The sequence below is a fragment of the Kocuria soli genome (assembly GCF_003797835.1).
Classification (GTDB): Bacteria; Actinomycetota; Actinomycetes; order Actinomycetales; family Micrococcaceae; genus Kocuria; species Kocuria soli.
In genome coordinates, this window is record NZ_RKMF01000014.1 from 47,211 (window position 1) to 59,288 (window position 12,078).

The following is a 12,078-nucleotide window of genomic DNA, read 5'->3' on the forward strand; positions in this document are numbered from 1 at the left end:
CTCCTCTCGGCCACCCGTGAGGGGGCCGGTTTACACATCAGTTCACAAAGTCATGGGGCGACGACGGCGGCCGTGGCCGCGCGTCGTTCGCCTGTCACCCACTCAACGGGCCAGGAGCCCCCGGCCGCGCAGAAGGCGCTTTTCGAGTGGGTTGAAGAACAGCAGTTCCACCACGATGCCGACCAGCAGGATGCTGAGCACCGCGGTGAGCACGATCGCCATGTCGGAGACCGTACGACCCTGGGCCAACAACGAGCCTAGGCCGAAACCGATCGATCCGCCGATTGCGATCAGTTCCGCGCCCATGAGCGAGCGCCAGGAGAACGCCCACCCCTGCTTGAGTCCGGCGACGTAGCCCGGCATGGCGGCCGGCAGGACCACCTTGGCGGCCAGTTTCCAGCCCTCGGCTCCCAGGACGCGCCCGGCCTTGAGCAACTGCGGCGGGATCTGGTCGATCCCGGACAGCATGCCGTTGACGATCGACGGGATCGCGCCCATGAGCACCACGAAGTACACGGTGGCGTCCGAGAGTCCGAACCACACGATCGCGGCGGGGACCCAGGCCACGGACGGCAGCACCTGGAGGCCCGTGATCAGGGGCCCGATGGCGCTGCGCAGACCGGCCCACTGGGCGATCAGCAGCGCCAAGGGTGTGGCCACCAGGACGGCGATCAGGAAGCCGCTGACCCCGCGCCACAGGGAGGTGGCGAGAGCGCCGGGCAGGCTCCCGTCCAGGACGGAGGCCCACACCTGGCGGCCCACCGTGAGCGGGCCGGGCATGATGTCCGGCCGGGGGTCCACCAGGGCCACGACCAGTTGCCACACCATGACGGCGGCCAGCAGCGCGATCAGCGGCGGGGCCACTCGGGTGCGGAAGATTTCACCCCGGGAACGTCGGGGACCGCCACCGGCCTGGAGGGCGTCCAGACCCGCCAGGGCGGCTGCGTTGTCCCGCGGTTCCTGGTCGGGGTTCTGTCCGGCCTGGTCCGAGCGGGTCCGGGTGACGGAAGAAGCGTCAGCGGGCATGGCGACCGATCTCCTCCCTCAGCCGGTGTGTGATGGTGCGCGTCAGTTCGTCGAGGGTCTCCTCGCGGGACTGGCCCCCGGCTTCGAAGCCGTAGGAGGCGGGGTCCTTCCACGGGCCTGTGTCCCATTCCTGGACGATGCGCCCGGGACGCGAGGACAGCAGGAGCACCCGCTGCCCCAGGTGCACGGCCTCCGAAACGTTGTGGGTGATGAACACGATGGTCCGCCCGGTCACCTCCCAGATCCGCAGGACCTCGTCCTGCAGCAGGTCGCGGGTGATGGCGTCCAGCGCGGAGAAGGGTTCGTCCATGAGCAGGACCTCCCGCTCCTGCGCCAGGGCGCGGGCCAACCCCACGCGTTGCCGCATGCCACCCGAGAGTTCGTGGGGGCGCTTGTCCGCCACGTGGGGCAGACGCACCAGCTCCAGCAGTTCACGGGCCCGGTCGGTCCGGTCGGCCTTGGCCACCCCTGCCAGCTCCAGCGCCAGTTCCACGTTCTTGCCGGCGGTGAGCCAGGGGAACAGGCCGGAGTCCTGGAACATCATGGCCGCCCCCTGCGCGGGAGCGGTCACCGAACCCTCGGTGGGTTCCTCCAGACCGGCGACGACGTTGAGCAGTGTTGTTTTGCCGGAGCCGGAGGCACCCAGCAGCGCCACGAACTGACCTCGTTCGATCGTCAGGTCCAGGTTCTGCAGGACAGGGCCGTCCTCGGCCACGAAGGTCTTGCCCAGATTCTCCAGGCGGATGACGGCCTCCGGAGCGGCCGACGGCGCGGACGTCTCGCGGGGTGTCCCCTGTGGTGTTGCCCGGGTCATCGCGGTTGAGGCGTTCACGCGGCCTCCTTCCGGGTTCCCGACGACGACGGCACGGCGGCCGCCGCGGCGTCGCCACCAACCGGGTCCAGTCCGCGCTGTTCCCGCACGGTGTTGAGGTACGTGTCGTCCACGAACCCGTCCAGGGAGGCGTCCTCCGTGGTCCCGGCCTTCACGCCGTTCTCGAGCAGGGTGGGATAGGCGGATTCCATGGGATCCGTGGTCCACTCCATCGCTTCCAGAGAGGCCTCGATGGTCTCGGGTTCCAGCGGTTCGGTCTGGGCGCCCTCCAACCCGTCGTTGAGGGTCTCGACCGCCTCGGTCGTCTCCGCGGTGTTGAGGTACTCCACCGAGTCCTCCATCCCGTTCAGCAGCTTCTCCACGGTCTGGGGGTGCTCCTTGAGGAATTCGGTGCGCACGGCCAGGACGGTCGTGGGGTACCGACCGTCGGGCCACAGGTCGCGTTCGTCCACCAGGACCTTTCCGCCCTCTTCCTGTTGCATCCGGGTCACCCACGGCTGGGGGCCCCAGAAGCCGTCGATCGAACCCTGTCGGAAGGTCTGCAAGGCCTGCCCGGAGGGCATCGGGGTGATCGAGACGGAATCCGGGGATCCGGTGTCCACCTCGTAGCCCTGCTCCTCGAGCCACACGCGCAGGGCCACGTCCTGGGTACCGCCGAAGTCGGGGGTCGCGAACGTCCGGCCGGCCAGGTCGTCCTCGCCGGAGACGTCGTCGGACACGACGAACTGCGCCCCACCCGAGGTCGCTCCCGCCACGATGGTCACCGATTCGCCCCCGGACTGCACGAAGGAGTTGATCGCGGGGTTGGGCCCCATGAAGGCGATGTCCACCTCACCGGAGTTCATGGCCTCGATGGTGGTGGGGCCGGTGCTGAACACCTGGGTCTTCAGCTCGGTGTCCCCCAGGGCCTCCTCGAAGTAGCCCTTCTCGACGCCCGCGAGCGCGGGGCCGTGGGTCAGGTTGCCGAAGTACCCCAGGGTGACCGATTCGGCGTCGGAGGTCTGGACGTTCGCGTCCTCGATGGCGTCCAGTGTCCCGTTGGCGCGCAGCACCGTGGCGGTCACGGTCAGCACGCACAGCACCGCCAGCCCGGTCAGCACGGCGGGCCACCCGATCCGACGACGGCGTCCCGGCCGCCGCTGGTTGCCACCTGCGGTGCGGGTTTCGGTACGGAGGGTTTCCCGGGCGTCTGCGGGTGGCGTGGGGTCCGGGGCCACTCAGCTCTCCCCGACCAGACCGGCGGCCAGCGTGTTCCCGGACTGGGAATCGATCAGCAGGAAGGCACCGGTCCGGCGAAGGTCCGAGTAGTCGTCCAGCGGCAGCGGTGAGGCGGTTCGCAGGGTCACGGTTCCCAGGTCGTTGAGTTCGAGCCCGGTGGCCTCGGTGAGTTCCATCGTGTCCAGGTCCACCCGACCGTCCACGGAGGTCACCATCGCCTGCACGGTTGCCGTGCCGTGCTTGAGCAGCACGCGGGCTCGCGGCTGCAGCGGGTTGGCCCCCAGCCAGGCGAGTCGGGCGGTGAAGTCCTGGACTGCCTCCGGGGGTTCGGGGCTGGCGCCTGCGATCAGTTCGCCGCGGGCGACGTCGAGTTCATCGGCCAGGCGCAGCGTCACCGATCGCGGTGCCGCGGCCTCCTGCAGCTGTTCCCCGGGGAACGCCCCGCCCACCGTGGCGGCCGTCCCGGCGACGTCGATGCCCGTGACCGTCGTCGTGCGACCCGAGGGCAGAACGACGACCTTGTCACCGACGGCCACCGTGCCGGAGGCGATCTGACCGGCGTATCCGCGGTAGTCGCGGGTGGCCTCCGCATCCACGCCCTGGGCCACGCCACCCTGCGGGCGGATGACCCACTGCACGGGGAACCGGAAGGCCCGTGCCTCACCCGAACCGGATTCGTCCACCGTGGGCAGTTCCTCCAGGATCCGCAGCAGGGGGCGGCCGTCGTAGGAACCTTCCGTGTACCACGGGGTGTGCTCGGAGGCATCGACGACGTTGTCACCTTCGAGTGCGCTCACGGGAACGACCTTGAGCTGTTCCACGCCCAAGGTGTGCGCGACGCGGGTGATGTCCGCGGCGATCTGGTCGAACCGCTCCTGCGAGTAGTCGACCAGGTCGATCTTGTTCACGGCCACGATCACGTGGGGAACCCGCAGCAACGCCGTGACGGCCAGGTGGCGGCGGGTCTGCTCGACCACCCCGTGGCGGGCGTCGACCAACAACACGACGGCGTCGGCGGTCGAAGCGCCCGTGACGGTGTTCTTGGTGTATTGCACGTGCCCCGGGCAGTCCGCGAGCACGAAGGAGCGACGGTCCGTGGCGAAGTACCGGTAGGCGACGTCGATCGTGATGCCCTGCTCCCGCTCGGCGCGCAGGCCGTCGGTGAGCAGGGCCAGGTCGATCCGACCGGAGCCGCCACCGAAGCCGCGTTCCTCGGAGGTCCTGGTGACCGCTTCGAGCTGGTCGGCCAGGATCGCCTTGGCGTCGTGCAACAGGCGGCCCACCAGGGTGGACTTGCCGTCGTCCACCGAACCGGCGGTGGCGAAGCGGAACAGCGATCCGGGGTCGATCGTGGGGGTGTCCGTCACAGAGGTCTCCGTCGAAGCTGCTGGGGCGTGCGTTGGCTGGGTCTGGGCGCCCATTTAGAAGTACCCGTCCTTCTTGCGATCCTCCATGGCGGCCTCGGAGAGGCGGTCATCGGCGCGGGTGGCCCCGCGTTCCGTGAGCGTGGACACGGCCACCTCGGCCACCACGCGGTCCACGGAATCCGCATCGGAGAGCACCGCGCCCGTGCAGGACATGTCGCCCACGGTGCGGTAGCGGACCTTCTGCACCTCGACCGGCTCCGTCTCCTTGGGCTGGGACACGGGCGTCACGGCCATCCACATGTCGTCACGCCGGAACACGTCGCGGTCGTGCGCGAAGTAGATGGGCGGCAGATCGATCTTCTCGCGTTCGATGTAGCGCCAGATGTCCAGCTCGGTCCAGTTGGAGATCGGGAAGGCGCGGACGTGCTGACCGGCGGTGTGGCGCCCGTTGTAGAGGTTCCACAGCTCCGGGCGCTGGTTACGCGGGTCCCACTGGCCGAACTCGTCACGCAGGGACAGGATGCGCTCCTTGGCGCGGGCCTTGTCCTCGTCCCGTCGGCCACCGCCGAACACGGCGTCGAACTTGTTGTCCATGATCGCGTCCAACAGCGGCACGGTCTGCAGGGGGTTGCGGGTGCCGTCGGGGCGTTCGGTGAGGCGGCCGTCGTCGATGTAGTCCTGCACGCTGGCGACGACGAGCCGCAGCCCGAGGCGCTCGACCGTGCGGTCGCGGAACTCCAGGACCTCCGGGAAGTTGTGCCCGGTGTCCACGTGGAGCACGGGGAACGGGATCGCGGCGGGCCAGAAGGCCTTGGCGGCCAGGTGGAGCATGACCACCGAGTCCTTACCGCCGGAGAACAGCATGGCCGGGCGGTCGAACTCCGCGACCACCTCCCGGATGATGTGGATGGATTCCGATTCCAACGCGTCCAGGGCGGATTGTTCACCGGTCCCCGTGGGGTGTTCACGCACGGCCGTCTGCGGCGTCTGCGACATGATGAGATCTCCTGGCGTCTAAGCCCGATGGGTCAGGTGGGAATTCGAGGGTTGCCTCGAGGCTGCAGCCCCGCGGTACGGGGCCTGTGCGGGGTTGCCGGTCAGAGGTGGATGCCGCACTCGATCTTGTCGGTGCCGGACCAGCGTCCCGCGCGGGGGTCCTCGCCGGGGGCCACGCGCCGGGTGCACGGTGCGCAGCCGATCGAGAGGAAGCCGTCCGAGAGCAATGGGTTCACCGGCAGGCCGTGGGCGTTCGAGTAGTCGGTGAGCTCGTCCAGGGACCAGCGGACCATCGGGTTGACCTTGACGATCTTGTGCGTCTCGTCGAAGGCCACCAGGGGTGCGTTGGTCCGGGTGGGGGACTCGTCGCGGCGGACCCCGGTGAACCAGACGTCGTAGTCCTGGAGGGCTTCGGCGAGCGGTTCGACCTTGCGCATGCGGCAGCAGGCGGTGGGATCGGTCGAGAACAGGTCCTTGCCGTGTTGCTCGTCCTGCTCCGCCACGCTCAGCTTGGGCATCACGTCCACCACGTTCACGTCGAGCATGAACTTGACGGCTTCCTTGGTGCCCTCGGTCTCCGGGAAGTGGTAACCGGTCTCCAGGAACAGCACGTCCACGCCGGGGATCTGGTCGGCCACCAGTGCGGGAAGCACCGCATCGGCCATCGAGCACGCGACGGCGATCCTGGCCTGCGGGAAGTTCTCGGCCACCCAGCGGATGGCGGCGAGGTGGTCGGCTTCGCCCTGCTCGGGCACGGTGCCTTCGGGACTCAGCTCGGCACCCAGTTCCCGGGCGCCGGTGCGTGCGAGTTCGCGCAACTGTTCTTCGTTGCGGGCGGTTGTTTCAACGGTGGGGGTTGTCATTTCAGATCGTCCTCCTCGGCACGGATGCTCCATGCAGCGAAGCTCTCGTCCGGCTCCCGTTGTTCCAGGAAGCGCCGGGTCAATCTTTCCACGTAGTCGGCCAGCTCGTCCTGGAAGACTTTCAGGCCTCGGACGGTGCGGCCCAGACTCGCGTCCATCCCTCGTTCGGCGCTCGAGAACCCGCCGCCCAGGTGGACCTGGTAGCCGGGCTTCTGACCGCCGTCCTCGGTGGGCAGCAACTGGCCCTTGAGGCCGATGTCCGCGGCCTGGATGCGGGCGCAGGAGTTCGGGCACCCGTTGATGTGCAGGGTGATGGGTGCGGGCAGGTCCACGTCCTCCAGGCGACGGTCCAGGTCGTCCATGACCTCGGAGGCGACCTCCTTGGTCTCGACGATCGCCAGCTTGCAGAACTCGATGCCCGTGCAGGCCATGGTCGTCCGCCGGAACGCGCCGGGTTTGGTCGGCAGGTCCAGGGCGTTGAGGGCGTCGACGGCGTCGGTGACGTCGTCGTCGTCGATGTCCAGCACCAGCAGCTTCTGGTGGGGGGTGGTGCGCAACCGGTCGGAGCCGAAGCGTTCCATGACGTCGGCCAGATCGTGCAGCAGCTGCCCGGGAACCCGGCCGGCCCGCGGGGCCACGCCGATGAAGTTCCGGCCGTCCTGCTGCTTGTGCACACCGATGTGGTCGCCGGGTTCGGTCGGCTGGGCGGGTGCGGGCCCGTCGGCCAGTTCGTAGCCCAGGTACTCGTCCTGCAGCACCTGGCGGAACTTCTCCACGCCCCAGTCCTTGACCAGGAACTTCAGCCGGGCGCGGTTGCGCAGGCGGCGGTAGCCGTAGTCACGGAAGATTCCGGTGACCCCGCGCCACACGTCCAGCGCCTGGTCTTCGCGCACGAAGGCGCCGAGCCGCTGCCCCAGGAAGGGCTGCACGGACAGTGCACCGCCCACCCAGATGTCGTAGCCCGGGCCCAGCTCGGGGTGCACCACACCCACGAACGAGCAGTCGTTGATCTCGTGCACCACGTCCAGGGCCGGGGAGCCGGTCACAGCGGTCTTGTACTTTCGCGGCAGGTTGGAGAACTCGAGCGTGCGGACCTCGGCCTTGATCTGCTCGAGCACCGGGGTGGGGTCGATGATCTCGTCCTGAGCCACGCCGGCCACCGGCGATCCCAGGATCACGCGGGGCACGTCGCCGCACGCGGAGACGGTGTCCATCCCGGCCTCTTCCAGACGGCGCCAGATCTCCGGAACGTCCTCGATCCGGATCCAGTGGTACTGGATGTTCTGGCGGTCGGTGATGTCAGCGGTGCCGCGGGCGAACTCCGTGGAGATCGTGGCCAGGGTCTTGAGCTGCTGCCGGGTGAGCGTCCCGCCGTCCAGGCGGACGCGCATCATGAAGTACTCGTCCTCGATCTCGGCGTCGCTCAGGGAGCCGGTCTTGCCGCCGTCGATCCCGGGCTTGCGCTGGGTGTAGAGGCCCCACCAGCGGAAACGGCCGTGCAGATCGTCAGGATCGATCGAGGCGAACCCGTCCTTGGAGTAGGTCTCCTCGATCCGGGCGCGGACGTGAAAACCATCATCGGCGGCCTTGAACTCCTCGTTGTGGTTCAAGGGCTCCTTGCCGTCAACTTTCCACTGGCCCTCGGGCTTGGGCTTGCGAGCGCGGGGAGGTCGCGTGGGGGCGGAAGTCGTCATCGCCCCAGTGAACGCCCCGAGACGTGGCGAGGTCACGTTTCTTGTAACAGTCGGTCACAGTCCACCCCCGCCCATCTCCGCCGAGTTCGGGGGTGTTGCCCCAAATAGGGCGAAAAGGCGGAACAAACCCCCAAACGGCGGGGGGGGGGGGGGGGGGGGGGGGGGGGGGGGGGGGGGGGGGGGGGGGGGGTTGGGGTGGGGGGGGCGGGGGGTCAGTTGTTGGTTGCGGGGTGCTCGCCGGTGTTGTCGGTCAGGGCGCCTACGCCTTCGTCGGCCGGCTCCGTCTCGAGCGAGGAGTGCTCCGCGGCATCCTGCTCTTCCTGCGGCGACATCTTGATCGACTCCTGCGCCCGGCCACCGGTGTCAGCGGCAATGTCCCCTGCTACTTCCCCTGCCACGGGGTCCTTGTTCTCGTTCATGGCTTCCGACATGACGCACTCCCTTTCATCCGTGTGCTGCACACCTCACACTAAGTTCGCTGACGGACGGGGTCCACCCCACGGGGCAGGGCCTCTGCGGGGTCGAAGGGCTCACTGGTGGACACCAGCCCGTCGTCGCCGATCAGCGTCACGGCCTCCACGCTCCCCCTGCGGTTGCCGCCGGTGATCTGCGCCCCGACATCGGCGATCACGTTCTCCAGGACCACACCGGGACCCACCCGCACGTCGTCGAGCAGGACCGAATTGACCACCGTCGCACCCTCCTCCACGACGACGCCGGTGCCGATCACCGAGTGCTCCACGGTGCCCCGCACCCTGGAGCCCGCGGTCAACAGGGAGTCACTCACGGAGGCCGTGCCGCCCAGGTGGGCCGGAACCCGCTGCGGTTGTGCGGAGAGGATCGGCCAGTCGGGGTCGTCCAGGGCGGCGCCCTCCCCGTCCAACAACTGCATGTGCGCGGTCCAGTAGGACTGCAGGGTGCCCAGATCGATCCAGTAGCCGGACATCCGGTGCTCGACCACCCTGCGGTGCTGCACGAACCACGGCAGCAGGTCGTGCCCGTAGTCCTCGAGGTCTCCGTACTCACGTTTCAGGGTGGTGAGCCCCTCCAGGAGGTGAGCCGCCTCGAACAGGAACATCTCGCCCGCCACGACCTGCCCCGCGGGCTCGTCGGGCTTGTACTGGAAACCGGTGACCACGCCGTCGTCGTCCGCGGTGACCACCGAGTAGCGGGAGGCGTCGTCGTCGATGCGCGTGGTGACCACGGTCAGATCGGCCTGGTGTTCCAGGTGCGTGTCGATCACGTCCAGGAAGTTGATCGTGTAGAGGTGATCCGCGCTCAGGACCAGCACCAGGTCGGGGTCGAAGTCCCGAATCAGGTCGTGCTGCCGGTGGAGCGAGTCCGAGTTGCCTTGGGCGAAACCCTCCCCGGTGGCGCCTTCGAAGGGTGGCAGCACCCGCAGTCCCCCGTGCGTACGGTCCAGGTCCCACGGACGGCCGTTGTCCAAGACGGCGTTGAGACTGTGCGGGAGGTACTGCTCGACCACCCACACATCGGAGAGGTGCGAGTGCATCAGGTTGGACATGGACACGTCGATCAACCTGTAGGAGCCGGCCAGCGGCAGTGCGGGTTTGACCTTCTTCTCCGTCAGGGCACCCATGCGTGAGCCCTTGCCACCGGCCAGGACCAACACCAACGTCCGCGGAATCCGCATGCGCCACCTCGATCCGTTCGAAACTCAACTCTAGGTAATAAGTGGGCTACTGAACCAGGGCGACGCCATCAACCGTGCGGTCTGCTCAAGTGCTGTCCACCGCCCCTTCCGACCGGAACACGTCTTCCAGGCGCACGTCCGGCTCCAGCGCCGCCCACGATCGGACCACCCGGTGAACCTCCGTGACCCCGCGTGCCTTCACTCTGCGCGGAGTGACGGCGAACAGGATTCGCCCGGCGTCGTCCACGATATCTCCCAGCAGTTCGGACTGTGCGATGTCCTCGCAGGCAGCCTGCAATTCCCCGCGTGGCACTCGGCACGGGTGCCTGACCTCCACGTCGATCCGTGGCTGCACCCTGCTCCCGTCCTCCTCCCACGGGGCCATTCTGCGATGTACCCGAGGATCCGCTGCGAACAGATCAGCCAGACCAGCCGAAGGGCGCACCTGGGATCCATACTCGTCCCGCGGGGACCGCAAGGTCACGTGCACGTCCCCCGCGCTCAGCAGGTCCGCGATGACCAGGGCTGCGGCGCCGTCGTCGTACGTCTTGGTGCCCGGCGCCGACCGGTCCCATCGCACTGACAGGTCCGGTACGGCGTGAACCACCCCCGTCTGGCGCATCGTGGGATGGGTGATGCGCGTGGCCAGCCGGATGGACTCCGCGTTCTTCTGCTGCCGGGCCAGTTCCAGGTCGGCCAGGCTCCGCGCACCCCAGTCGGCGCCGCGGTGCACGGCCACGGCGGCAGATTCGTGCCGCAGGTCGTAACCGTCTTGGTAGGCCCGCCAGGCGAACTCCCAGTCCTCTCCCCCGTACCCGATCATCGACGCATCGAATCCGCCCACGGCCTCGAAGACCTCGCGTCGGCAGGAAAGAACCGCAGAAATGACGTAGCGGAATCCCGTGTGATCCGCGTGCCGCAGATCCTCCGTGGTCTCCCAGGCCTGCGCGAGCCACTGCGGTTCGCCAAGGTCACGGGGAGGATCCACCGACATGTCCACGTGTTTCCGCGATCCCACCACCAAGGCCCCCGGCTCTCTGCGTAGAGCGGCAACGACGGCGCCCAGGTAGCCCGGTTGCGGCACCGTGTCCCCGTCCAGGAAGGCCAGGACTTCACCCGTGGCCGCCGCCGCACCCAAGTTCCGAGCGGCAGCGGCCCGGAACCCACGGTCCTCCTGCCGGACGACCGTGATCTCCAGACCGTCGTACTCCCCCACGGACGGGGCCGTGGGCGATCCGTCATCGGCCACGATCACCTGAATCGGGCCCGGGTGATCCTGCTCCGCAAGGCCGGTCAGCACCGCGGACAGCCCGTCTTGATCTCGGTAGTACGGCACCACCACGGACACGGTCGGCGTCATGACAGCTCCTCCGCCCACACCCGGGAGTAGGCGGCAGCCACCTCGCTCCACCCCCACGACGGCGGCGCCCCGAGCGCGCGAGTTCGCCGCGGATCCCCGAGGCATTCGAGCAAACGGGACCGAAAATCCTGTGCGGTGGCCACGGTCACGGCACCAGGCCACCGATGCGCAATCTCGATCATGTACGGGCTCTCGAGGACCAGCGGAACCCGCCCGTGAGCGATCCAGGTGTTCAAGGACCCGGAGGCCGAAACATGCCGATGCGGGCACACCGGGACGTTCACGGCATGCAGTTCCGCGGCAAGCATTCCCTCCGGGACGTACCCCGTGACCTCGAAGTCCACGCCCCGCTGCCGGGCCCGCTCCATGAGGTCATGCAGGTAGTCGTGATGACCCTCGGCCGCCTGGCCGATGGCGCGCACGCACGTGCCGACCGGAGCGGCATCGATCAGGCGCTCATAGCCCTTTCCCGGGTAGACGAAGCCGAGCAGACCGATGTCGGCCGGCGTCGGCGGATCTCCGCCCCGCAGCGGTTCGCCGTCGGGGGCGCGGCGGCCGGTTCCGGGAGCGGCAACCGGCTCAAGAGGCAGCGGGATCACACGAATATTGACGTCCGCACACCCGGGAAGGTCGTGCACGCCCCGGGCTTCATGCTGGGAGTTCGCGACGACGACGTCCGCCCGCGCCGCCAACCACGCATAGGCCGCTGCCCGCCGGGAGTACCGATCGGCGCCTTCCTCACGCTGAGGCAGGTCGTGCAGGTTCACGACCCAGGATCGCGGTGCTTCGCGGTCCAGCAGATGACGCACGGAGTCAACGGCAGCATCCAGAGTTGCTCCGAAAATCCGGTCCGTGAAGGGGACGTGCAACAGATCGGCACGGCCAGGGCTGGCGGTTTCAAGGTCCACGTGGCGTAGGCGGTGGCCGGCAGCATCGGCGGCTTCCACGGTCCGCGCCGCCACAAGGAGACCCCGCCCGTACCGAGTCACCCCGTGGTGGGGCGGACCGATGACCGCGTGACGGACAACATCAACGTGCATCTGTGCACGCCCTACCTGGTCACCGGAG

11 protein-coding genes are annotated in these 12,078 nt (G+C 68.5%); all 11 read right to left on the reverse strand.

The genetic code is table 11. The features are described from left to right. Positions 1–102: 102 nt before the first annotated feature. The 11 genes from EDL96_RS10860 to EDL96_RS10910 all read right to left on the reverse strand — a co-directional run bounded on the left by EDL96_RS10860 (position 103) and on the right by EDL96_RS10910 (position 11,957). Complete coding sequence (locus EDL96_RS10860; protein WP_123826026.1) at positions 103–1,026, reverse strand: ABC transporter permease; 924 nt, start codon at positions 1,024–1,026, stop codon at positions 103–105. Then, positions 1,016–1,858 (reverse strand): ABC transporter ATP-binding protein, encoded by an 843-nt coding sequence (locus EDL96_RS10865; protein WP_233568848.1) that lies wholly within the window; start codon positions 1,856–1,858, stop codon positions 1,016–1,018. The genes EDL96_RS10860 and EDL96_RS10865 overlap by 11 nt, the downstream gene beginning before the upstream one ends. Then, positions 1,855–3,075, reverse strand: a complete 1,221-nt coding sequence (locus EDL96_RS10870; protein WP_123826028.1) for an ABC transporter substrate-binding protein — start codon at positions 3,073–3,075, stop codon at positions 1,855–1,857. The genes EDL96_RS10865 and EDL96_RS10870 overlap by 4 nt, the downstream gene beginning before the upstream one ends. After that, on the reverse strand, positions 3,076–4,497 hold the full coding sequence (locus tag EDL96_RS10875) for a sulfate adenylyltransferase subunit 1 (protein WP_123826030.1): 1,422 nt from the start codon (positions 4,495–4,497) through the stop codon (positions 3,076–3,078). After that, positions 4,498–5,439: a sulfate adenylyltransferase subunit CysD gene (gene cysD / locus EDL96_RS10880; RefSeq protein WP_199732593.1), complete on the reverse strand. Its 942-nt coding sequence runs from the start codon at positions 5,437–5,439 to the stop codon at positions 4,498–4,500. Between the two features lie 101 nt (positions 5,440–5,540). After that, positions 5,541–6,302, reverse strand: a complete 762-nt coding sequence (locus EDL96_RS10885; protein WP_123826032.1) for a phosphoadenylyl-sulfate reductase — start codon at positions 6,300–6,302, stop codon at positions 5,541–5,543. Beyond that, complete coding sequence (locus EDL96_RS10890) at positions 6,299–7,996, reverse strand: nitrite/sulfite reductase (protein WP_123826034.1); 1,698 nt, start codon at positions 7,994–7,996, stop codon at positions 6,299–6,301. The genes EDL96_RS10885 and EDL96_RS10890 overlap by 4 nt, the downstream gene beginning before the upstream one ends. Positions 7,997–8,208: 212 nt before the next feature. Further along, positions 8,209–8,427: a hypothetical protein gene (locus EDL96_RS10895; protein WP_123826036.1), complete on the reverse strand. Its 219-nt coding sequence runs from the start codon at positions 8,425–8,427 to the stop codon at positions 8,209–8,211. Positions 8,428–8,465: 38 nt separating this feature from the next. Next, positions 8,466–9,650: a glucose-1-phosphate adenylyltransferase family protein gene (locus EDL96_RS10900; RefSeq protein ID WP_123826038.1), complete on the reverse strand. Its 1,185-nt coding sequence runs from the start codon at positions 9,648–9,650 to the stop codon at positions 8,466–8,468. Positions 9,651–9,735: 85 nt separating this feature from the next. Continuing rightward, positions 9,736–11,010 (reverse strand): glycosyltransferase family 2 protein, encoded by a 1,275-nt coding sequence (locus tag EDL96_RS10905; protein WP_158609590.1) that lies wholly within the window; start codon positions 11,008–11,010, stop codon positions 9,736–9,738. After that, on the reverse strand, positions 11,007–11,957 hold the full coding sequence (locus tag EDL96_RS10910) for a glycosyltransferase family protein (RefSeq protein ID WP_123826042.1): 951 nt from the start codon (positions 11,955–11,957) through the stop codon (positions 11,007–11,009). Before EDL96_RS10910 ends, EDL96_RS10905 begins: the two co-directional genes overlap by 4 nt. Positions 11,958–12,078: the final 121 nt, after the last annotated feature.